This is a genomic window from Nostoc sp. (assembly GCF_036919495.1).
Taxonomy (GTDB): Bacteria; Cyanobacteriota; Cyanobacteriia; order Cyanobacteriales; family Nostocaceae; genus Nostoc.
The window spans coordinates 13,331-36,717 of the sequence record NZ_JBALBZ010000017.1 but is presented as its reverse complement, the minus strand read 5'-3'; the positions used below and the strand labels follow the sequence as shown (position 1 = coordinate 36,717).

At 40.7% G+C, this 23,387-nt stretch carries 20 protein-coding genes and 1 tRNA gene; 11 read left to right on the top strand and 10 right to left on the bottom strand.

All coding sequences use genetic code 11. The features are described 5' to 3' along the window. Window positions 1-698 precede the first annotated feature (698 nt). Window positions 699-1,832 carry a substrate-binding domain-containing protein gene (locus V7K25_RS01965; RefSeq protein WP_335154586.1) on the top strand — a complete coding sequence of 378 codons (1,134 nt, stop codon included), beginning with the start codon at window positions 699-701 and terminating at the stop codon, window positions 1,830-1,832. Window positions 1,833-2,224: 392 nt separating this feature from the next. Here the strand turns inward: V7K25_RS01965 and V7K25_RS01960 are convergent, their stop codons facing one another. Continuing rightward, window positions 2,225-2,356 (bottom strand): hypothetical protein, encoded by a 132-nt coding sequence (locus V7K25_RS01960; protein ID WP_335154584.1) that lies wholly within the window; start codon window positions 2,354-2,356, stop codon window positions 2,225-2,227. On the opposite strand from V7K25_RS01960, the gene nifH reads away from it, so the two are divergent. The 6 genes from nifH (at window position 2,355) to V7K25_RS01930 (ending at window position 8,631) form a co-directional block, all read left to right on the top strand. Continuing rightward, window positions 2,355-3,311: a nitrogenase iron protein gene (gene nifH, locus V7K25_RS01955; protein ID WP_292789703.1), complete on the top strand. Its 957-nt coding sequence runs from the start codon at window positions 2,355-2,357 to the stop codon at window positions 3,309-3,311. The two genes, V7K25_RS01960 and nifH, sit on opposite strands and share 2 nt — an antisense overlap. 383 nt (window positions 3,312-3,694) lie before the next feature. Beyond that, window positions 3,695-5,134, top strand: a complete 1,440-nt coding sequence (gene nifE / locus V7K25_RS01950; protein ID WP_335154582.1) for a nitrogenase iron-molybdenum cofactor biosynthesis protein NifE — start codon at window positions 3,695-3,697, stop codon at window positions 5,132-5,134. Continuing rightward, window positions 5,134-6,444: a nitrogenase iron-molybdenum cofactor biosynthesis protein NifN gene (gene nifN / locus V7K25_RS01945; protein ID WP_335154580.1), complete on the top strand. Its 1,311-nt coding sequence runs from the start codon at window positions 5,134-5,136 to the stop codon at window positions 6,442-6,444. The genes nifE and nifN overlap by 1 nt, the downstream gene beginning before the upstream one ends. Before the next feature lie 127 nt (window positions 6,445-6,571). Then, window positions 6,572-6,940 (top strand): hypothetical protein, encoded by a 369-nt coding sequence (locus V7K25_RS01940; protein WP_335154578.1) that lies wholly within the window; start codon window positions 6,572-6,574, stop codon window positions 6,938-6,940. Window positions 6,941-7,063: 123 nt separating this feature from the next. Then, entirely contained in the window at window positions 7,064-7,426 is a 363-nt protein-coding gene (locus V7K25_RS01935) for a hypothetical protein (protein ID WP_335154576.1), read from the top strand. Window positions 7,427-7,872: 446 nt separating this feature from the next. After that, a complete protein-coding gene (locus tag V7K25_RS01930; RefSeq protein ID WP_335154574.1) occupies window positions 7,873-8,631 on the top strand; it encodes a HesA/MoeB/ThiF family protein in 759 nt (252 codons plus the stop codon). A gap of 65 nt (window positions 8,632-8,696) precedes the next feature. Here the strand turns inward: V7K25_RS01930 and V7K25_RS01925 are convergent, their stop codons facing one another. From V7K25_RS01925 to modD, 4 genes are all read right to left on the bottom strand, one after another. Continuing rightward, window positions 8,697-8,906, bottom strand: coding sequence for a TOBE domain-containing protein (locus V7K25_RS01925; RefSeq protein ID WP_174709889.1), 210 nt, complete (start codon window positions 8,904-8,906; stop codon window positions 8,697-8,699). Window positions 8,907-9,289: 383 nt separating this feature from the next. Next, on the bottom strand, window positions 9,290-10,228 hold the full coding sequence (gene modA / locus V7K25_RS01920) for a molybdate ABC transporter substrate-binding protein (protein ID WP_335154572.1): 939 nt from the start codon (window positions 10,226-10,228) through the stop codon (window positions 9,290-9,292). A gap of 365 nt (window positions 10,229-10,593) precedes the next feature. After that, window positions 10,594-11,271 carry a hypothetical protein gene (locus tag V7K25_RS01915; protein WP_335154570.1) on the bottom strand — a complete coding sequence of 226 codons (678 nt, stop codon included), beginning with the start codon at window positions 11,269-11,271 and terminating at the stop codon, window positions 10,594-10,596. A 792-nt stretch (window positions 11,272-12,063) separates the two neighbouring features. Then, window positions 12,064-12,915: a ModD protein gene (gene modD, locus V7K25_RS01910; RefSeq protein WP_335154569.1), complete on the bottom strand. Its 852-nt coding sequence runs from the start codon at window positions 12,913-12,915 to the stop codon at window positions 12,064-12,066. Window positions 12,916-13,350: 435 nt separating this feature from the next. Here modD and V7K25_RS01905 point away from each other — a divergent pair, with 435 nt between their 5' ends. After that, on the top strand, window positions 13,351-13,734 hold the full coding sequence (locus V7K25_RS01905) for a helix-turn-helix domain-containing protein (protein WP_335154567.1): 384 nt from the start codon (window positions 13,351-13,353) through the stop codon (window positions 13,732-13,734). Between the two features lie 73 nt (window positions 13,735-13,807). Beyond that, window positions 13,808-14,146: a type I restriction enzyme endonuclease domain-containing protein gene (locus V7K25_RS01900; protein ID WP_442948049.1), complete on the top strand. Its 339-nt coding sequence runs from the start codon at window positions 13,808-13,810 to the stop codon at window positions 14,144-14,146. Here V7K25_RS01900 and V7K25_RS01895 read toward each other — a convergent pair. The 4 genes from V7K25_RS01895 to thrC all read right to left on the bottom strand — a co-directional run bounded on the left by V7K25_RS01895 (window position 14,081) and on the right by thrC (window position 17,469). Continuing rightward, complete coding sequence (locus V7K25_RS01895; RefSeq protein ID WP_335154563.1) at window positions 14,081-14,986, bottom strand: Arm DNA-binding domain-containing protein; 906 nt, start codon at window positions 14,984-14,986, stop codon at window positions 14,081-14,083. The genes V7K25_RS01900 and V7K25_RS01895 overlap by 66 nt on opposite strands. Before the next feature lie 208 nt (window positions 14,987-15,194). Beyond that, window positions 15,195-15,265 (bottom strand) — tRNA-Cys (locus V7K25_RS01890). Window positions 15,266-15,549: 284 nt separating this feature from the next. Beyond that, window positions 15,550-16,140 (bottom strand): chromophore lyase CpcT/CpeT, encoded by a 591-nt coding sequence (locus tag V7K25_RS01885; RefSeq protein WP_335154561.1) that lies wholly within the window; start codon window positions 16,138-16,140, stop codon window positions 15,550-15,552. 237 nt (window positions 16,141-16,377) lie between these two features. After that, window positions 16,378-17,469 (bottom strand): threonine synthase, encoded by a 1,092-nt coding sequence (thrC, locus tag V7K25_RS01880; protein ID WP_335154560.1) that lies wholly within the window; start codon window positions 17,467-17,469, stop codon window positions 16,378-16,380. An 853-nt stretch (window positions 17,470-18,322) separates the two neighbouring features. Between thrC and V7K25_RS01875 the strand changes: the two genes are divergently transcribed. Then, window positions 18,323-18,514, top strand: a complete 192-nt coding sequence (locus V7K25_RS01875) for a hypothetical protein (protein WP_335154559.1) — start codon at window positions 18,323-18,325, stop codon at window positions 18,512-18,514. A gap of 100 nt (window positions 18,515-18,614) precedes the next feature. Here the strand turns inward: V7K25_RS01875 and V7K25_RS01870 are convergent, their stop codons facing one another. Further along, window positions 18,615-20,990 (bottom strand): hypothetical protein, encoded by a 2,376-nt coding sequence (locus V7K25_RS01870; protein WP_335154556.1) that lies wholly within the window; start codon window positions 20,988-20,990, stop codon window positions 18,615-18,617. Window positions 20,991-21,317: 327 nt separating this feature from the next. On the opposite strand from V7K25_RS01870, the gene V7K25_RS01865 reads away from it, so the two are divergent. Then, window positions 21,318-22,967 (top strand): iron uptake porin, encoded by a 1,650-nt coding sequence (locus tag V7K25_RS01865; RefSeq protein ID WP_335154554.1) that lies wholly within the window; start codon window positions 21,318-21,320, stop codon window positions 22,965-22,967. The last annotated feature ends 420 nt before the right edge of the window (window positions 22,968-23,387 follow it).

The following is a 23,387-nucleotide window of genomic DNA, read 5'->3' as shown; positions in this document are numbered from 1 at the left end:
CGGTGATGGTTTTAGGATCTCCACAATCACCTTGAAACCTTACACAGTAAGGCATTAATTCCTCTTGCCTTCAAAAATGAGCGAACGTACAGTTACTAGATTATTGTTCTTGAATGACAATCGACAACAAATTTAACCACAACTGGGATAAGTTTGCTTGAGATTTGAGATTTGAGAGTGGAGTACGCATCAAATTATTGGCATTTAACCAAACAACCTCGACTAGCCCCAGGTATTCTGCTACTTCTTTGAGTAGGTTTTTTTGTTCTACTACAGCACTAATTTGTCAGGGTAAGATTTACCCCAAAGAACTCTCATTGGTTAGTAGTATGTTTTCTACGGCTTGCATTACTCGCCTATCAAGCATCAAAGCTGAAACTAATCTCTAAAACTGTATTGAATACTACTTTATACCAATTTAATTGGTATAAATTTCCTGCTAGACAAATGCTCTGTTTATCGAAATTTGGGGCTTTTGAGCCAAAATAGCAGGTAAAAAGTAACCATCCGCAAAAATAATTTGCGCTTGGCAAGCAAACTGGCAATTTCTGTGATAGTCTTTTTATATGGGGAATCAAGACAGCGAAAGCACAAAAACTCGTCAAAGAGAATGATATAAACTCCTAGACCAGACTTTCGCCTTGGCAGATGCAATATTTAAATCCGCTACGGCTTTTTGAAACCAAGAGACAAAGCCAATGAAGCAGGATAGTGACCTCCGTAATAACTTGAAGTCGATTAGAACTCGCTTAGGCATGAGCCAACAAGATTTGGCTAACATCGCTAGTGTGACTCGTCAGACTATTAGTGGTGTAGAGTCGGGGCTATATGCTCCCTCAGTTGCCATAACACTTCGCTTGGCCAAAGCGCTTGGCTGTCAAGTAGAGGATCTATTCTGGTTAGAGCGGGATTTACCTGAAATTGAAGCCGTTCTTGCCAAACCTGTTCCGAATGGTCAGCAACTACGAGTTAGTGTGGCTCGTGTGGGAGGACAATGGATAGCTTATCCCTTGATTGGTAAGGATGCTTTTCGCCAAGATATGATTCCGGCTGATGGTGAAGGCAGTAGTCAAACAGGTACAAATAAAGTTCGAGTCCGTCTTTTAGACGATAATCTCGACACACTTCACAACACCGTTGTGATTGCTGGTTGTGCCCCTGTAATTTCACTATGGGCAAGAGCCACCGAACGCTGGCATCCTCAACTGCGAGTCCAATATAACTTCGCCAACAGCATGGCTGCATTGCACAGTCTATGCAGAGGTGAGGCGCACATCGCTGGGATGCATCTGTACGATCCTGAAACTGGTGAGTATAATACTCCCTTTGTTCGAGATGTTCTGGCTGGGAGGGAAGCAGTTCTGATTACCCTTGGTGTGTGGGAGGAGGGACTTTTGTTGAAGTCTGGCAATCCAATGGGAATTAGAACAGTTAGTGACTTAGTTGCTGGGGGAGCGACTATTGTTAACCGCGAAATCGGTTCTGGTAGTCGGATGCTTTTGGAACAAACACTCCAAAAAGAGCAGATACCGTTCGATGCTGTTCAGGGCTTTGACAATATACTCAAAACTCACCAAGATGTTGCTCAAGCTGTAGTCAGAGGAGTTGCCGATGCAGGTATAAGTACGGCATCTGTAGCTACCGCCTTTGGGCTGGGATTTATCCCTTTACATCGGTCACGATATGATTTGGTGATTCTTAAGGAATATTTAGAAGAAGCACCAGTACAGCAGTTGCTCAGTACTTTGGGACATCGGATGGTTCACTCCCAATTTGAAATTCTTGGCGGTTACGATATCAGCAAAATTGGGGAAGTTGTAGCGACTGTTTAGAGTGGATTGCAATGGTTGGTTGTGTGATTTAGGGAAACTTGGCGTAAATTTAAATCCTGCTGCAACCACTCTTTAGGTATGAGCAACCTTCTTTGTGATTACAACAACTGATAGATAATGCTCAATTCGTAATTTGGATTTCAATTTGAGTTTCCGGCTTGGAATCTGTAGCTTTCTTTTTTCCAATTGGTATTACTACCGCTAGAGAAATAATTTGAGTGAGCGGATGGTAATCAGGGCAATATTCCTTGAGTGATGTCTTATTGCTCTAGCCATTAGTCAGAAAAAACAATGACTAATGGCCCACGAAAACTGACTAAAACTTGAATATGTTCTTTCCTCAGACTCTTTTTGCTGTAGAACGAGCACCTCCAACGACGTTCTACATAAGGTCACTGCTGTAATTTTACAGCGCGAGTACCTCCGGTAGGCACAAAGTGCCAACGCCTTCGGTAGGCACACAGTACCAATGCCTCATAAACCGACAGACCCAGCAAACAAACAATTACAGGATCAATCATCATGTCCGACGGCAAAATTAGACAAATTGCTTTCTACGGTAAAGGCGGTATTGGGAAATCTACTACCTCCCAAAATACTCTCGCTTCTATGGCCGAAAAGGGTCAACGCATCTTGATTGTAGGTTGTGACCCCAAAGCTGACTCTACCCGATTGATTCTGCACTGTAAAGCCCAAACTACCGTGTTGCACTTAGCTGCTGAACGGGGTGCTGTAGAAGATATCGAACTCGAAGAAGTGGTAATCACTGGCTTCCGGGATATCAGATGCGTAGAATCAGGCGGGCCAGAACCGGGTGTAGGTTGCGCCGGTCGGGGTATCATCACCGCCATTAACTTCCTTGAAGAAAACGGCGCTTATTCAGACGTAGATTTCGTATCCTACGACGTATTGGGCGACGTTGTGTGTGGTGGTTTTGCTATGCCAATTCGTGAAGGTAAAGCCCAAGAAATCTACATCGTTACCTCCGGTGAAATGATGGCGATGTTTGCTGCCAACAACATTGCTCGTGGGGTTCTCAAATATGCTCATACTGGTGGTGTACGTTTAGGTGGGCTGATTTGTAACAGCCGTCAAACTGACCGGGAAGATGAACTGATTAGCACCCTAGCAGCCAGATTGAATACCCACATGATTCACTTCGTCCCGCGTGACAATATCGTGCAACACGCCGAATTGCGCCGGATGACAGTGAATGAGTATGCACCTGACAGTAAACAAGCTAATGAATACCGCACATTAGCGGACAAGATTATCGGCAATACAAATCTTACAGTTCCCACACCCATCGAGATGGACGAGCTAGAAGATTTGTTGATTGAGTTCGGCATCCTTGAAAGTGAAGAAAATGCTGCAAAAATGATTAGCCAAGCAGATGCTGCGAAAAAGCTAGAAGACGCTCAAGGCGAAGCACTAGAAGCAGTGAAAAAAGGAAACGTAGAAATAGTTTCCGGTAGCTAGAAGAATTAAGGTTCTTGTTCACACTCCGGTGCTAAATACAGAGTAAATATTAGGTGGGCAAAAATAGCCCACCCTTTCATCAATCCTTTAAAATGGAGGTAATCCAATAGCCAATCTTAACTTCTGTTTGTTTCCAATTCACCGTGCTAACACTAATCTATTCAGGTCTAGACAGCAACATTAATACTTTAATAGTCTAGTTCGTGTTGTTGTTTTCTCCTTCTCTAACCTAGTTGGTGTTTATGTTTTAGGGAATGGGAAACTATTTTTCTCATTCCCTTTTATTCCATCCTTTAGATACACGGTTAATAAATGAAAATCATATCAAAGCCTTTTAAAATTCACTTAACACCTAATAACTTCTACCTATTGTCACCAAACAAATGAATCCCACCCCAGGAAAAATTAACGATTCGCTCAGTGACTCCAATTCTGAAGATGCTCCTCAGCAGAAACTGCATAAAAAAAAGTCCTCCACACAATTACCCCAACCTGGAACTACTCAAGGGAGTTGCGCTTTTGATAGTGCAATGATTACCCTAGTACCAATCACCGATGCTGCTCATGTAGTTCACGGGCCAAGTGGCTGTGCTGCCAGTATTTGGGGAAGTTACAGCAGTCTCTCTTCTGGTTCAATGCTGTACAAAATACGCTTTACCAGCGACATCGATGAGAACGATATCATCTTCGGTGGAGCCAAAAAGCTGTACAAAGGTATTTTAGAATTAGCAAGACGCTACAAACCGATGGCGGTATTTGTTTACTCCACTTGCATCACCGCCCTGATTGGAGATGATATCGAAGGAGTTTGCAAAGATGCTACCGAAAAAACAGGAATACCTACTATCCCTGTACATTGTCCTGGCTTTATTGGGAACCAAAATTTGGGCAATCGTGTTGCTGGTGAAGCGTTGCTAGAACACGTTATTGGAACAACTGAACCAGACACTAGTACACCTTATGACATCAACCTAATTGGTGAACATAATATCGCAGGTGCAATATGGAATGTTCTACCGTTATTGGAGAAATTAGGTATCAGAGTTTTGGCAAAAATTACAGGCGATGCTATCTACAAAGAAGTTTGCTATGCCCATCGCGCTAAACTTAACGTCATACTCTCCTCCAAAGCACTAATCAACGTAGCAAAAGGTATGGAGAAAAAATATGGCATTCCCTATATTGAAGAGTCTATTTATGGCATAGAGTCAATCAATCAGTGTTTAAGAAATATTGCCGCAAAGTTGGATAACCCTGATTTGCAGGAACGTACAGAAAAACTAATTGCAGAAGAGACTGCTGCAATAGATGAAAAACTCGCTCTGTATATTACCCGATTGCAAGGTAAGCGCATTATCCTTTCGATTGGAAGTTTCAAGAGTTGGTTGATTATCTTTGCTGCTAAGAAATTGGGGATGGAAGTTATTGCTATTCTGACTAAGAATAATATTGAGGAGGATAGAATTAGAGTCAAAAGTTTGCTGGGTCAACATGGCATAATTCTAGAGCAAAATAGTCCTGAAGAAATTTTACAGATAATTAACGAAAATCAAGCTGATATGTTAATTGCTGATAAACGCCATCAAGACACCTCTCTCACTGCTAGAATTCCATTCCTAGATATTAATCAAGAACGCAATCATCCTTATGCAGGCTATATAGGAATTTTAGAAGTAGCACGAGAACTGTATGCCGCTTTTTACAACCCTGTGTGGGAACAAGTATACCAGCCAGCCCCGTGGTCAGAGGATGAGGGAGTAGGGGAAGCAGGGGGAGAAATTACTTCCTCATCCCCCTTATCTTCTTCAGAGGAGGAAATCTAATGGCGATTATTAGCGTTACGAGTACATCTGTTGCAGTTAATCCTCTGAAGCAAAGCCAAACTCTGGGTGCAGTTTTAGCCTTTTTGGGGTTGAAGGGAATCATGCCTTTATTACACGGTTCTCAAGGCTGTACTGCTTTGACTAAGGCGGTATTAGTACAGCATTTCCGTCAGGCGATTCCTCTTTCTAGTACGGCGATGACAGAAGTTGCAACCATTTTGGGGGGCGAGGAAAGAGTTGAACAAGCAATCTTGACTTTGGTGCAGAGATCCAAACCAGAAATTATCGGTCTTTGTAGCACTGGACTGGTGGAAACCAGAGGTGATGATATGGGACGCTTTGTTAAAGAGATTCGCCACCGTCACCCAGAACTGGATTATTTACCAATTGTGCTTGTCTCTACACCGGATTTCAAAGGTACATTACAGGATGGCTTTGCTGGCGCAGTTGAGAGTATAGTCAGGGAAATTCCCCAAAAAGGCTCTAAACAAGACCCCTGCCCCACACAAATCACTATTTTAGCGAGTTCTGCCTTTACACCAGGGGATGTACAGGAAATCAAAGAGATTGTCACCTCTTTTGGACTCGTACCTATTGTTGTACCTGACCTTTCTGGTGTACTAGATTGTCATATAGAAGATTCTTCTAGTGCCATAACAGCTAATGGCACAAATGCAGCACAGTTGCGATCGCTTGGCAGTTCTGTATTCACTTTGGCACTAGGTGATAGTATGCGCGGTGCGGCGCAAATTTTGGAGCAGAGATTCAATATACCTTATGAGGTATTTGGTGAATTGACGGGACTAGCAGCAGTAGATAAATTCCTGCAAGCTTTGGCGGATATCAGTGGTGTCAGCGTACCACAGAAATACCGCCGTCAACGCCGTCAATTACAATATGTGATGTTGGAGAATCACTTTTACTTTGGTTGCAAGCGAGTTTCTTTGGCCTTGGAACCAGATTTACTTTGGTCAACAGTTTCTTTTTTGCGATCGCTAGGAGTTGAGATTCACGCAGCAGTGACAACGACACGCTTTCCTCTGTTAGAAAAACTTCCGATTAAGAGCGTCACTATCGGTGATTTGGAAGACTTTGAGCAACTGGCGGTTGGGTCTGATTTACTAATTACCAACTCTCATGGAGTGGCGATCGCTCAACGCTTAAAAATTCCTCTTTATCGTCAAGGTATTCCCATTTTTGACCGTTTAGATCACACTCAGTTCACCAAAGTTGGCTATCGAGGTACTATGCAGCTTTTATTTGATATTGGCAACCTGTTTTTAGAGCAGGAAACAAAGGTTAAGCATTAATACAGAACAATACCCAAAAAAATCTTCGTGCCAAGGCTGGTAAGTGCTGAGTTATCAATGATTAGTAGGAAAACTAAATCACAATTCAAAATTCCCAATTGTTACTTTCAGGATGAAAGTTATAACTATGAACACAAGTTGGTATGAACAAGAGCTAGTCAAAGAATTTAAAACGGTTATTGCTCATTCTTTTCCACAAGTCGAGGAATTGCTAAAACACTGTCATGTTAAACTCATCGAGTCTTATTGGGGAAGACCTCGTATTCACTTTCTGCCATACTTCACAATTTATTGCCCTGACAATCTGATTGTTGCTGTCAAAGCTCAGATATCTATACTTAGGGAAGTAGCAGAATATGCGGGATTAGTTGAAGTTATCTGCCTAAATGCTACACATCTGCTGCGAGATCCCATGTCGAAGGTAAAGCAGACAGATCCGCGTTTGTGGTTAGAACTGCAATGGCTTGTAATACAAAAACAAGAACATTTACTATGACTTCCTGACTTTGGGTGCAACAACAAAAGTGCTTGTTGCGCCATCTATTCAAAGATGGCGTGATGAAAACACGCAGGAGCATTGTATTTTTTGACTAATAATTCCCAATCCTAGTTATTTACTATGAATAAATTCCCCCTTCCCGCAGATGATTTGCCTCCAACTGGAGCGCCTATACTTAATGAGTTATTCTACAGGCAATTAGAAGAAGCTACTTGCAGGCGATTTTTTCAAGCCTGCGGCCCAGTTATGCGAGTTTTACTATCAAATTGTCACTGGTATTTCAAGATAAATACTAGTCCTCTGATGTTACTCATTATCTGTTATGACATAGAAAGTTATCTGCATATAGTCGATGCTATTCCCCAACTCATCAAAAAGCTGAAGCAGTTTTCCAACAAAGCCAAAATTCACCTTTTTTCACCAGATTATAAAGGAGAACCTTGGGAAATCGAGATTGAAGAAACATCAGATGATGAAGCTTAGTCAAACAGGTGAATAGGCGAAAATTTGGTATTAACCAAGGCAGTAGTATTTCACTTTTTTTAGTGCTTACCTCTTATAAGCTGTTCCACATTTAATGGTTTGAGTAGTGCGTTGAATTCTCAACCAGCCTTGTCAAAATAATTCGTAATTGCAATCAGTGGTAACTTGAACTCTCCATTAAAAAATTAGTGGGGGCTTGCTTGTACCCGTTCTTTAATTACCAATTACGTTAGTGCAGCGGTAGCGAGTCCGCGTTCGCTTTTAGCGTCTCGTAGAGAGCGTCATAGCCCGTCGTAGACATCGCTATATTTGCACATAGCTCCCTTAATAGTGCCTGGAACAAATACCAACTTTATAGGTACTAAATTAGGAAAATGTATAGACAACTACAATACTTGCTACCAACTAGGTGGTAAATTTTACGACTGATAAAGAATTAAAAAGCGATGAACTTAACACCCAGTGAGTTAGAACGCTATCAACGCCAAATGATGCTTCCCAATTTTGGAGAAGCAGGACAAAAGCGCTTGAAGTCTGCAACGGTTTTGGTTACAGGTGTAGGGGGATTAGGCGGTACATCAGCACTTTATTTGGCAGTAGCAGGTGTTGGGCGGCTAATTCTAGTTCGGGGTGGTGACTTACGGCTAGATGATATGAATCGTCAGGTTCTGATGACAAATGATTGGGTAGGTAAGCCAAGAGTATTCAAAGCCAGAGAAACTCTGCAAGCTATTAATCCTGATATTCGGGTGGAAGCAGTTCATGATTACGTTACAAAGGAGAATGTAGACTCTTTAGTGCAATCTGCTGATATAGCTGTTGATTGCGCCCACAATTTCACAGAGCGGAACTTGCTCAATGAAGCTTGCGTGCGCTGGCAAAAACCAATGGTGGAAGCTGCAATGGACGGAATGGAAGCTTATCTGACGACGATTATTCCTGGCGTCACTCCTTGTCTATCATGCTTGTTCCCAGAAAAGCCAGATTGGAATCGGCGTGGGTTCGCGGTTCTCGGTGCTGTTTCTGGGACACTAGCTTGTCTTAGTGCATTAGAGGTAATAAAGCTGATTACTAAGTTTAGTCAACCCCTATTGTCACAACTGCTGACAATTGACTTGATGCGAATGGAATTTGCCAAACGACATTCTTATCACGATCCTTCTTGTCTGGTGTGTGGTAGCCGTTCTTGCTCGGAAAATTCGTAAATAGTTGAATAATTGTAGCGATCGCTCTATAAGCGGATCGCCACAACTTATCTACTCATTTCGAGCTATTCTGTAGCAATTATGACATCTGAAGCTTTAATCACAGCGATCGCTTGTTTTCCCTCTTGAAGTTGGAGATGCTCTACTGACTCCTTGGTAATAATTGCAGTTACCTCCACCCCAGGCACAATTTCTAATATGACCTCAGAGTTGACTGCTCCTGCGTGAATTTTCTTAATAGTTCCTTTTAAGGAATTACGAGCGCTAACTTCCATATTTTGATCTTCCCTAGTTATGAGATAATTCAGAACTGATTAATACTAACAACTATGAGATTGTTGGATTATCCTCATTTAGTGAGATATCTTCAGCCTTACAGAAGAACTTAGATATCAGACTGGTACTAGAAGATGCTGAAAAAGTCGATAGTGGAATAGTAAAATGGACAGTTAAAGCTAGGCAGAACATTCATTCAAAACTGTTTTTAGTAATATGCCTACTTAATTATTTTGGTGCATTCTGATAATTATTGGTACATAAGCTAATTATCATTCATTTTTCTAGAATGATTCACTCGTAGTAAGGGCTATACAAATGATTGCCACTGCCAACAATCATTTTCCGATCGCTGCAATTTTGATTCAGTTTATCCAAATTTTTAAACTTGTATCTTTTGCTTTGGCTCTGCCAATTTTTTCTTGAGTGCTAAACCCATAGCCGCAGCTAGTAATAGTCCCCAAATATAGTTGGGTTCGGGTACTGATTTGGTGGGGCTAATAAAGCCATACTTGTGCAAAATTTGCTGTCCTTTCTCTGACAAAATATAATCTGCTAGTTTCTGTGCATTTGGGTCAGCATTTTTGATAACTGTTAAACCGAATGGTGCTGCAACAGACAAATAATCTGGTAGCCTAACCACTTGCAGGCTCGGATCAATTTTTTGCGATGCGATCGCGCCAGTATAGTAACTTAAGAAAACATCTGCTTGCTGAGTTTTGTCAAGAAAATATACTAAGCTGTCCTGTCCTGATGGGACTATTGGGGAATTCGTTCCACCTGTTAATTGCAAGGCTTTACTATTGAGGGTATCAAAACTACCAGGGTTTTTTGAATTAGCTTGAGTAAATATCTGTTGAGTGTAGTCTCCAAGAGGATCTAATATAGGTGTTGCAATTCCCAACTTGATGTTGGGATTTAGTAAGTAATCTAACACCTGATTTGGTGTAATTTGTGTCTGAGAATACTTAGAGGAAAACACTGCTACAATCTGGTTTTGAGTAAATTCCACTGGCTGACTGCTCAACCCCTTAATGTAGAGTTTTTGGGGATTTCCAATATCTGCACTAGCAAAGACATCAGCAGTAGGCTGTCCCAGTTGTAGTTCTGTTTCTATTGCTTGCTCTCTAATCCCTGATGGCCCAAATACTGTATTCGTTCCTATTCCTGTTTCTTGGGTGAAGTCTTGGCTGACTTCCGTTAGTGCATTTCTTAAACTACCTGCGCCATATAAGTTGAGATTAGCTGCAAAAGCTTGGTTTGGTATCAGAACACTAAAGGCACAAGCTGCCAAAGAACCTGTCAAAAAATATTTTTTCATCTGTTCGCTAAAATCTTCAAGTTTTTGAGTATTTTATCCTCAAGGTTCACGTTACCAACTTAGTTGGATAAATGTCAATTACTTTATATAGACAAATGTTGGCTTTCTTACTTACAATCCTTGGTTAAGTAAAGCTATCAATTGAGGCAAGCAGTTACTGAGCAGTTCTTGAAAAAGAATTATTGCTCAATAACTCTTTTCCCTCCCCTGCCTCAACAGCTTATCCAAACTGTATTGGGCTTTGTTAATTATTGAAGACATGGTGGGTGTAAAACTTGTTTTACACCAGTCATACTCAATAGATTTACAAATGTCTCCAGAAGTTATTGCTGATATTATTGAAATTGACAACCTTAGTCTCTATATCAGAAATATTTTGGTTTCAAAGGAGAAGGAGGAGCAGATAATATGACGATATTTGTCACATTACTAACGTAACGACCTCCAGCTTTGTCACCTGGAACTACTAAACGAGCAAATCCTTCGTCTGTTAAAGGCACGATTTTACCATCATTACCTTTTTTTGCAAATGCAACTAGCACTGTTTTCCCTTCAAAGTTAGGTTGAATTTCACCAATAGCTACGACTGCACCATAGCAATCTGTGGCGTCAACTAGAACATATTGCCTCAGAAAAGAGTTTTTACTATTCACCCCAGAATTCCCAGGTTTTAGACCACCTCCGGCTTTCGGATTATTAATCAATTCCCATAGGGGGATTCCATAGTATGTTTCTGTTCGTGGCCCTGAGCCGGTTTGAAAGCTCACAGTGATTTCAGTAACTAATGCTGGATTTTGTTTTTTTAAAGCATCTTGTAAATTTTGCAGTTTTTGCAAGTTATAAGTGGCTGGATTATTGAGTTCTCCACCCAAGCGAAAACTTTGCGAATCACCTCCAAGACACTTATTTTTATCCCAAACAGAAGGTGTTTTTTCTTCTTTCTCTGAGGGAAGACTACTTCTTGAGTCAGCTAAAGTAGGCTGCCATAAAACCAGTATCGATAGCATTAAAGACGCAATGGGTATCGTGCGGGTAAAACGCATAAAACATTTCTCCGTTTACTATTGAATATTGAAAAAACTAGATTGTTTAGCTGAAAGCTTTTTGCTCACCAAAAATTAGTATCGTTATCGCCAAAACTGAGCAATTTGACAATAGATTCTGTTAGGAAAAAATAAAAACGGTTCTATCGTTAAACCTTCAACTCCTTACCAAACACTACTAAATAGCTAGTTTTTAATATGAGTTATTAAAAACTAATAAATCCTGACGCTAAAGTTATTCGCAAACCTCTTGTTAGATTTGCGTTTTTCCAAATGGATAAGTGTATCTGTGTAATCTAATGAAGATAATACCAACTTATTGAGTAAAATACCAACTAATATAGTAATCAAACACGAACAAAATTAATTTTTATTTCTTTTTAAAATAGTTCGGCTTAATATTGTATAGAAACTAAGCTGTCGTTATTTACCTTATAAATAGGTAACTATCAAGCTAATAAACTCTTGATAAGTGAGACTCACCTGTAAATTGGAAAACTGTCCGAGTTATGAGGAAGGGTTGTAGTTATCCCGACACTATAGTTGAAGCAAAACCATAGAGCGGCTAGACTACTCCGTGTATACAACCAATAAACCAAATAAATGCTACAAGTCCTGATGCAGTGAATAGAGCGATAGATGGCTATATCGCTCTATTTCATCAACTGTTTAAGAGCTTCGCAAAACGCCCATTTACTTCCGTTTTAAGTGTTGCATAAGCGCTGTTCTTTCTGGCTCAACTCCTGCGTTTTAACAACTGCAATTTTAAGTATCAAACTAAATTAAAAATGCCTACTGCGCCATCGTCATTTTGACTGCAATATCGCACGGTTTACCAAAGTACGGTGAACTTGTCACTAAAATATCTACACCAGTGCTAGCATAATCCTTTATATTTTCAGAGGTAATACCACCAGCTGCTGCTAGTTTTAAGTTTGGATACTGCTGCTTCAATTTCAAAACTAGAGGCTCAAGGTCTGGTAGGGGAATTTTATCAAACTGAATTAAATCTACACCTGCTTGAGCAGCCATCCAAGCATCTTTTGGTGTATCTACTTCAACGCAAATATGTTGTTCTGGAAACTGTCGTCGCAGTTCATTCATGCGCTCAATTAACCCACCTATACCTCCCATGAATATCAGGTGTTGGTTAAAGATCAGAACTGTTTCAGATAATCCTAAGCGATGAAAAAAACCCCCGCCTGCTAGAACTGCTTTGATGGAAAGCGCTCTAGTACCTGGAAAACATTTACGAGTAGTCACAATAGAAACAGACTGATTTACTGATGAAGCAGTATCTACTAATACTCTTGTACGCGAAGCAATGCCGGAGGCGTATTCCATCAAATTTAAAGCAACTCTCCAGCCACTGTGCAAAGCTTGAGCAGTGCCACTAGCTTGAAGAACTAATTGCTTCTCCTGGCAGACTGTACCACTTTCGACTTGATAATGAACTTCGGCACCACAATATTTTAATACTCTGGCTGCTTCTTCAGTAGCGCAAATGGTCATTGAATGACGGGTAGAAAACTCGATTTCACCAGGTTGCTTGCCAATGCCAAGCCCGTAGGTTGTCAAATCTAGGTAAGGAACATCTTCCTGAATTAACCTAGCGATCGCCTCATCTGAGAAGAAAACACTCATTTTAGTTTTATGATCGGCTGACAAATAAATAGCTCAATCAAGATTCCCACTAAACCTAATCTCATTCAGTTGTAGGAATTGTAATAATTACTACTATTCTCCCAAATAGTTGGTAAAAAAATAATTTTGTTAAGAAAGAATATATACCTCAGTCGCCAAAATGAATTAAATGCTGAAATTGGAAACTATTGACTTATAATATAAAGCTTGAATTTAGCAATCATACAGATAGTGTAAATTACAAACATAATCCAAAGAAGATTGAGAATACTAAATTTAGATGCCATTGATCGTACAACAATGAAATCAGTTCCATACAGTTATGCTGTGATAGAGAACTTGTTGCCCAAAGCAGCTAAGTAAGTTGGCGTGAAAAAACCAAAGTATGTAAAGATAAGTAAATACGGAGAATGCATCTACCGAGGTGACTAAGATATGGGCGCTCGTTTAAGGGTATTCCTGACTCGCGATCAGGATAAAACTTTATTAAATCTAAGAACTGCGGATGCACCACAGAAAGTCAAAGATCGAGCAGAGATGATCAGGCTAAATGCACATGGCTGGTACGTTGAAAAAATAGCTGCTCATTTTAACTGGACTCCACAAACAGTCAGAGAAGTTTTACATAAATGGGAAAAGCTTGGTCTAGAAGGACTTTGGGAAGTACACAACGTTTTAAATTTAACTCTAAGGACTCTGGTTAGGGACTTCCAAGAAATAAATTATTCCAAGAAACGAACCACAGAGACAAGGCAGCGCGGTCTTGGGGGTTTCCCCCATGAGCGACTGCCGCGCAGAGAACGCAGAGAGAAGAAATAGAGAGAGTTTTTGCCTCAGTTTTGGAACATTTTTTTATTTGGAAGTCCCTTAAGTTTTCGTTACATAGTTCTAAATTTTCCTGCCTACCTACTTAGACAAATTCCAGCAGATGATAGCAGAATACAATGCTGACTCATGTAACGTCCAGATATTCTTCAATGATTTGATTAACTTTGCTCAAGAATTGGATGTTGAAGATAAAAGAGCGATCGCGCAAAATCTGATTGAAGAAGAATTAGCAATTTTTGACTTACTGACTAAACTAGAAATTAAACTCACTAGGCAAGAAGAACAAGAAGTCAAACAAGTTGCAAGAGAATTACTGAAAACTCTCAAAAAAGAGAAGTTAGTTTTGGAGGGAGCATCCCAATTTTGCAAAAAGAGGGAAAGAAGCGAGTATTATTCGCGATGATAACTCGCGAATAGTTTGGGTGTGTAAATGAGTGCAGATCGCATTAATCCTGGCAGCGGCATAGAGACAGACACCAATAAAGCGCGATCGCGTCCTTGTATTATTTACACAAGTACTAAGAGTTAATGAACAAGGAGCATAGTAGCTGTAGAGTTTGCTCTCCTCAAATGCTTGAATTATGCTATCTCGTTCTTCCTTACTAAAGGGATTAATTTCATATTCTGCCGATTCTGACTTCGGTATTTGGATATCTTTTGCCATACTTGGGAAGGGATTTGATTCAATTAGCTGACTCTTGAGTGCCCAATCACAGCAAGCATTTATATTTGTCAAAGTACGTTTAGCTGCATTAGCACTGAGATGTGCAACTAAATAGTCTCGAATTGCGATCGCATCATCTAAAGTTTTAGTTGGTAAGTTAGCAATGTGATTGCGATACTTGCGGTAGTCAACCGCATAAGTAGAAGGACTAACCTGTGGTTTTTTAAACTCAGCGTATTTTTCCCATAATTCTCCTAAGTCTGGTTGGGGTTTAGGTGAAGGTGTAATTGGGGTAATTGGGGTAACGGTGCTTAATGATGCTGCTGGTTTGTACTTAACTAAACTGGCATCAAACTCTCCATAGTCAATATCTCTCTGGATTTTTGTCGCCAAAGCCGATGCTTGATGTCTTCCAAAAGGTGTATCATCGTGCCTTGTTGAAAGATAGAAACGCTTGGTTTTTAGCTCTCCAGTGGGCGTAATAATAGGATGAGAAAAAACTAATTGGAGACTGCCGTTAGAGTTCTTAATCTGCACTGAACCCCGACGGGCAATACTTTGAGATTTTTGAGATTCCATAAGGGTTATTAACTGGGGTAAAGACCTTTACCCCAGTTTTACCCCAGTTTTACTTATTGGGGTAAAAACCTCTACCTTACATTTTTACCCCAGTTCTTTACCCAAACTACCCAAAATAACCCCAAAAATCTTTGAAGGCTTTGAAAACAAGCCTTTAACGCCCAATAAAAAAGGGCTTGAAAACCCTGTAGTGCTTATATTTCTTGGAAGGCGGCAAAGAGACTCGAACTCTTGGTGGAGGTTTTGCAGACCTCTGCCTTACCACTTGGCTATGCCGCCACAGCACAATTCCTTGAACTACTTTAATATTTATAAGATATTTTAGTAGCCATAGGGCGCTAGTTAACCCATAATAGCATAGGATTCTGACGTAGAGATAGTGGCTTAACTAGAGTTTCTGGTAGTCTTTAGGCGATCGCTAGATGGACATCATGAACAAAATCTAAAGTTTTTTAGGTAGAGATAGTAAGATGGTAGTCTTTATGCGATCGCTAGAGAGTCCTGATTATAGGTTGACCATAGCAATTATGAGTTATGAGTTTTAATTCCTCACACCTCACTTCTTACACCTTGACTTCATCGGCAAAACTACCCCATCGGACAAAGTGAAATGGACCGGCGATAGAACCCCAGAGACGTTCATCGGTGTCTAAATCTCTTCCGCGATCAAGGCTGAAAAATTCTTGAGCGTCAATCTCAAATTCGTTATCCAGATAAGTATTTTTGCCGTCACGAACTACAATGCAGCATTTTCCAGGTTCAACCCTGCCTTTAAAGCTGTTACCTGTCCACTCTACAACCATGTTGCAACCTGACATTTTTTCCAATTGGTCAATGGATAAAACTTTTAAACGTTCGGGATCGCGAGATGCGCCGTAAAATTTTTGTTCTTCTTTAACCGTATAGTGTTCAATAACAATGTGGTTTTCTGCCGGAATCAACTTCATTACCCGCATCCGGTAGGGTTGATTGAGCATAAAATCATAAGCTTGTTCGAGAAACAAACTTACTCCTGAGAACAATTCCAACGGAAGGGGACGAATACACACGCGAATGTGGGCATAAAAAGGCGGATTTTCAAAAGCTTGTTCTTGATTGCTAAAGTCAGCTGCCATCCACCGGGCTAAAGTGGCAATATCAGTAGAATGAGTCACGTCGCTTCGCTCCGAATTCAAAATTCAAGATTCAAAATTAATAATCCCCATAAATAAATTTAGAGGCTTGTATTATGAGTGTGTTTCGGTCATTACAAGATGATCAACTAGTGTTTGAAAATTATCTAGGATTATTTTGATACTCTCTAGACTGAAAAATCCTGGCTATGATACCTTTGATGGGGTTTAGCTACGCAATTTTTCAATTAGCTATTACGATCGCTTTGAGTTCCATGCTTAAAATCCCATTGCTTCGGCTACTGCACCCAATTTTGCTGCAATACCCTGTTTAAATTGACTGTGATTGTGTTTAATGGCTGTATCTGGGTCTTTTAGACCATTACCGGTGAGGACACAAACTACTGTCGCCCCTGTAGGAACTTGGTCTTTCACCTGCAACAATCCGGCTACAGAAGCGGCGCTAGCCGGTTCGCAGAAGATACCTTCTGATGCTGCCAAAAGTCGATAAGCGTCGAGAATTTCGGCATCGGTAACGGCGTGAAAATTTCCCTGACTTGCGGTTTGCGCTGCAATAGCTAATTCCCAACTCGCTGGGTTACCAATCCGAATTGCTGTCGCTAAGGTTTCGGGATTTGCTACTGGCTGACCGGTCACTAAGGGGGCTGCACCTGCGGCTTGGAATCCCATCATTCGGGGTAAGCGATCGCACTTTCCATCTTGATGATATTGACAAAATCCCATCCAATATGCTGTGATATTTCCCGCATTGCCCACGGGGATACACAACCAGTCTGGCGCATCACCCAATGCATCGACGATTTCAAAGGCTGCTGTTTTCTGCCCTTCTAGGCGGTAGGGATTGACCGAATTTACCAAAGTCACCGGATAGCTTTCAGCCATCTCGCGGACAATTTCTAAGGCTTGGTCAAAATTCCCTTTAATTGCCAATACTTCTGCACCGTACAGTAAAGCTTGGGCTAATTTGCCCAGTGCCACATAACCGTCGGGAATCAGCACAAAGGCATTCATGCCCCCACGCCTTGCATAAGCGGCGGCGGCGGCTGAGGTGTTGCCCGTGCTGGCACAAATTACTGCTTTTGCGCCAGCTTCCTTAGCCTTGGAAATTGCCATAGTCATCCCTCGGTCTTTGAAGCTGCCGGTGGGATTCAGACCGTCATATTTTACAAAAACCCGCACTTGTCTGCCAATGCGTTCTGCGATCGCAGGTGCTGGTATTAGAGGTGTGTTACCCTCCAACAGAGTGACAATCGGAGTTTTTTCGCTGACAGGCAAGTATTCGCGATAGGCTTCTATCAGTCCGGGCCAGGGTTGGCGATGAGATTTAGCAATAGACAGGCTCAAAGTCACGGGATTTAAAATTTTTTAATGTAAAGGATTGGATATTTAGAAAGGCTCGCATAGGGAAGGGCAGAATCGGGAAGAGGAAGAAAACGAATTTTTCTTTACCAGTTTCTAGTTAAGAGTCCCCTAATTCCAAAAGAATATTATTTAAGAATATTATTTTTTGTGGTGCAGGCGTTTGATTTTGCCATTTTTATTTTACGACTGTGAGTTTATCATAACCGCCACGGCGAACTGGGGATGCTGACGGAGTGAAAAATGATAGACAAATCTGTGGGACTTACGTAATAACTCTCTGAAACACTTATTCCTACTTTGCAAAAAGCCACATTTTTTACAGGCGCTCCGTGAATAAATTTATGTATATTCTAATACTTTAAATTATCCATGTTTTTAGTTTAAATACGTAGTAGCCTACCTTTCTTTTGCGGTAGTTTTATCCTTGTCCTGACAAAGGCACTCTTGCTAGCTTGCTTCTACATTCGCAGAGTGTACCGTAGGCAAGTGGTAGAAAGACTTTACACGGACGGCAAGTGCTTTACCTTATTTGGCGTAATTTAATATAATTTACAGAGAATTTTTTACGTAAATTACTCAGTAACAGCAAGAATAATTAATACAACTAGAATTGCCAGGCTATCAATTAAGTATTGCTAAGTACCATTGAGTGGACGGAAGCTTTGCACACTTCGGGCAATGTTTTCTCAGGAACACAGCCATTATGATCGCCGTCTCTTATGATTGAACCTAAAATCCATTAGAGTAATTGATTGAAAATACACAATATTTTAATAAAGCTTAAAAAAGCAATATTATAATATTTCTAATGGTGTGAGTTAAGTTTTGGATTTAATTAGCGATGCCTACTTGTTTACCTAGTGTTTCCGATCGCGAGTCCCACGCTAACTGGGTCAGTAAGTTAACTAAGTCTTATTATCAAGACGATCAGCAAGCTAAGTTGATGCATTTACAAGCAGAAGTAGACTCTCTGTTAGAGCAGTTAGAAAACCTGAAGCAGCAACGTCTAGCCGAAACCAACCAAAAAGAATAATTCAATTTTGGAGATAGCGATGTCTACGACGGGCTACGCCTACGCTTTTCCCCTCTCTAATCTAAATTTAAGTGAGGGGTAGATTTGAGTAAGGGGCATGCTATTCAAAGCGCTGATTTTTCTCTGACCAGCGCCTCAAACTGTAGTTATGAGCATTTTCTACTAATAAAGCTAAGGATTGCACCCCTGAAAGCTTGGCGATCGCAGATAATCTTTGTAAGTCATTTCCTGTAAAATCAGTGTAAATGACTTTATTGCTATCAGACAAAATTATAGTCCGGTCACGGCCTTGCTTTGGGTTTTCCCCCTGACTTTCAGGTGTAGGCTGATTCAAAGATGCTATTGCACCTGCTGAAATAGTCAGTATTATTTCTGGTTGAGCATTATTTGTTAAATCAATTACTTGAACCGGCCAATCACCCAACTTTTCCTGCATCTGCTCAAAACTAGGAATAGCACCACCCGGAACTTCATCAGATTGCTGTAAAGATTTCCACACACTCGATAAGATTACTTTCACCCCTTGGGGATTTTGTTGATGGAGTTGTTGGAGAGTGATGGGAGATGGTTGTACCCATTCCAGTGCTGCATTTGTTAAGGCTAAAGGTTTGGGTTGGAGAACATGGTTTTGATTCTCTAGGATTTTTGGGCCAGCAGCTAATAGACGCAAAACTTTATCTCGTAGTTGCACCGCTTTGATAGCGGCTATAGTAATTTGTTGTTCTCCATTTGGCAACCAGACCACAACTTGAATTTCAGGGTCAGAACTAATTCCCAAAGTTTTCCATAAAAATTTGGCAGTGTCAGTTTTGGGTGGGTTTAAATTCTCAAAAGGTGAATTTAGCCAGCGTTTACCGTCATGAAATGCACTTACCTCCACCTGATACCAAACTTGATTATCTGTGAGTTTCAAATCTGCTGAGGAATTTGGTTGTAGCCAGTCGGTGTTGGTAACTTGAGTGATTGGTTGGACTGTACCAACAATTTGACTAGGGTGAGTAGAGGATATTTGCGATGTACCCTCACTATTAAGTCTGGCTAACAGACCTTGAATATAGGCAAGATTATCTTTTGTAATTTTTGGTTGCGCCTTTAACCAGGAATTAGCATGTCCTTCTCCCTGCTGAACTTTTAAAATCAAGGCGAACCAAGCTTGCACCTCTAGTCTATTTGGGTTCACCCGCAACGCCGCCGCCATGCGATTCCACAACCGTTTTTCATCAGTTTTGAGTAGGGTAGCAATTTCTTGGGTGTTATGTGGCGATGCTTCAAACACCTGTAAAGCTTTCCCCCAGCGACCATCAATCAAATCTGCCAGCACTTCTTGACTAGGACTTGCCCAAATTTTCTCGGCTTGCGTTTTAGTAAGTTGAGAATGCAAGCGAATCAAATCCATTTGCGCTTGCGCCGCCTCTGGCAAAACTCCTTTGTGCTGTTTCTTGATAAATTTCAACCATTCCCAGGCTGGTGTCCACAGTCCACTACGGGCAATTGACAAAGCATTTTGGTATGCAGAATCCTTAAGGGCTGGTGATTCGAGGGTAATCGCCTCCAATTGAATTGGTTTGAGGAATAACTTTAGAGGCTTGACTTGGTAAACTTGAAAGTGCGGTTCAAAACCTATAGTTTGATCGAGAACTAACTCTTTTGTACCATCACCAGTTACCTGCCGCCATTTGGGCAATTGTCCATTAGGACTAGTCCAAGACAGCATTTGTAGTAAATTCCTGCGTTCTGGATTGTAGTAGACGACATAACCGTAGCGGATTGCAGCAGTTCCTTGTTGGCGTTGACCGTGCAAATCAAACCAAACCCCTGGTGATGGTGTCGCACCTTCAAACCGTTGCACTTCAGTTAAAGGTAGGGGAATGCTGATATCCTGGAGTTCTGATGTCCCATCAAGCGAAGAAATTACAAAAGATTCATCTGGCCCAGTTACAGGTAATTGAGTTCCTAGATAGTAGTAATTTTCTGACTGAGATTTAAACTCTAACTCTTCTGAGCGTTCATAAACCCTGAGTTCTACCAGTTCTTCACAATCAGATTGACAATTAGCACGCTGTTGAAAAACTGGCAATAAAAATGAGTTTTTCGTATTTTGATTTAAAGGCAGAGTTTCCCCAAATATTTGGTTTTTTCGACTCAAATCAAGTTGAATTTGTTTAAGAGTTTGGGGGCGTTCGTGATTACCAAGAGGGATTTGTACCCATGCAGGTAAAATTTTATTAAGCCAGCTTACTTGATCTGGATTGAAGATGAAAAGAACACTAATCCAGGCAAAAGCCATAATTAGACTAGCACTAATGAAGAGAATTGCGTAGGCGTAGCCCGTCGTAGACATCGCTAGCATTGACGACAACCAACTTCCCCGTTTTAGCTTTTTCTGGCGTTTTTTAACGATGCGTTTCACCATACCTGCATGAGGTTTATTTTCTTTAGAGGTTTTTGGCGTCAGCTTGCGTGAGCGATTTTGCATATTAGTTTTCAATCAATCCAGTGGATATTTTGGACATTAGACACAAGAAGCACAAGAGGCACAAGAAGCAGAGGGGAAATACTTAATGCAACTTCTCCCCTACTCCCTACTCCCTACTTCCTACTCCCCATTCCCCAATACCTAATACCCTGTTATACTCGTCCTTTCAGAAGTTGCCCAGAAGGATTAAGTCTAATTTGGGACAAAATACGTAAATTTCCCATGTGAATGCTTGATGATTGCGAATACACTTTTCACTTAAGTATGTGAGCAGAGTTTAAAAAGTTGAAAGGTATACTTATAAGCCACAGTCATAGCAAAATCTGGATGCTCGCATGGTTACTAATTGTGGGAGTAAATGGAGTTGCACAAAAAGCACTAGCACAAGATTACACAGGAACTACTCAGGCGCAGGAAAGTATAGATTTAAATTCTTCTTCCCTCTCCCCAGTAAATCCGATGGCGCAAGTTACATCGGTTTCTCAACTCAAGGATGTACAACCTAACGATTGGGCATCCCAAGCATTACAGTCTTTGGTAGAACGCTATGGTTGTATAGCTGGCTATCCAGATAGCAGCTATCGCGGTAATCGCGCCTTAACTCGGTATGAATTCGCCGCCGGAGTGAATGCTTGTTTAGATAGAGTCAACGAATTAATCACTACAGCCACCAGCGATTTAGTCACCCGCGAAGATTTAGCAATATTACAAAAATTGCAGTCAGAATTTACCCCTGAATTAGCAACTTTGCGGGGTCGTGTCGATAGTTTAGAAGCCAAAACCGCCGAAATCGAAGCCAACCAATTCTCAACAACAACCAAACTTAGTGGACTACTAATAGTTGGTATTCAAGGACGGACTAGCAATCGTGGTGATGTGAATCCTAGAGATGGACAAAAAGATACAGATGATGCAGGGACGAACACTAATGTCATGTCCCTGGCGCAACTATATTTAACTAGTCAAATCACTCCCCGTAGTTATTTATTTACAGGTCTTTTAGATGGTAAAGGAAAAACCTCGCCTAGATTTACTAATAGTGTTTCTCGAAATGATGTTTTTCTTGGCTACGAATTTCCTACAGATAGCTTGATTGTAAGTGACCTCAATTTTCATTGGCTGGTGACAGATAAATTAGCAGTAATGGTGGGAACAGAAGGCGTAAGTATGCCAGCTGCTTTCCGAGGCCCCAATCGGGTAGAAAGTGCTGCAACAGGTCCATTGTCTTATTTTGCCCAAAGAAACCCAATTTTAAATATGGGATATGGTCATGGTGGTATAGCTATTGATTGGCAATTTGCTAAACGCGCTAGTTTGCAGGCAATTTATACTAGTTATCAACCAGGAAATCCTGGGAAAGGTAGCGGTTTATTTGATGGCAACACAACTACAGGTGTGCAATTGCTGCTAACACCAACCGATACTCTAGATTTAAGTTTGTATTACGTTAACAATTACTCTTCGGATGGTTGTTTGTTAACCTTTGTTGGCGATGAATGCTTAACTACAGTTAATACTACTACTGGAAAATCAGCACCACTGCAAACTAACGCTGTGGGTGCGACTTTAACTTGGCAAATTTCTCCCCGCATTAGCGCAGGTGCATGGGGTGGTTATACTAAATCTTATATTCCTGGGCAATCGGGAAATGTAGAGACGACAAATTATATGGTGTTTCTGAATTTTCCTGATTTATTTGCTAAAGGAAATTTGGGGGGAATTTATGTCGGTCAACCTCCTAAAATTACCAGTAGCAACTTACCTGTAGGGAATAATGTTCCTGATTTTATCAATACTGGTTTAGGACGTGCAGGTGGACAACCAGGTACAACCACTCAAATTGAGGCATTTTATCGTTTTCAGCTAACAGATAACATCAGCATTACACCAGGAATAATTCATATTATGGAGCCTGGTCACACACCAGATAGTGACTCCGTTACCGTTGGCATTCTACGGAGTACTTTTCTTTTTTAATTCAGTTTGCACATAAATATTATTAAACTTAAATATTGACAAATACTTATAGCCAATTGACCACACAAACCAATGAAATTTCTTTTTCAATCCTCTATACTCAATTTCCTATACACCATGCCGCATTTTAAATAGATATAAAAATAAGGTTTGGCGGTGAACCAAACCTCTATATAAATCCAGTGCATAACAACATCCCGAATCAATTTACTCATTATTTATTCATGGGGCATCTTCCCATAGTATGTGTGCAAATATCCTGAAACCTGATATAAAATTCCTTTAGTATAGCCGAATACAAAAATAGAAAATCAATCTGCCATAGGCTCTAGCCTATGGCAGATTGATTAGATGTTAAATTCAATAAAATAACTAGAAGGATTTTTACGTTCAGAACTTGTATTAAAGCGATTTTTCCAA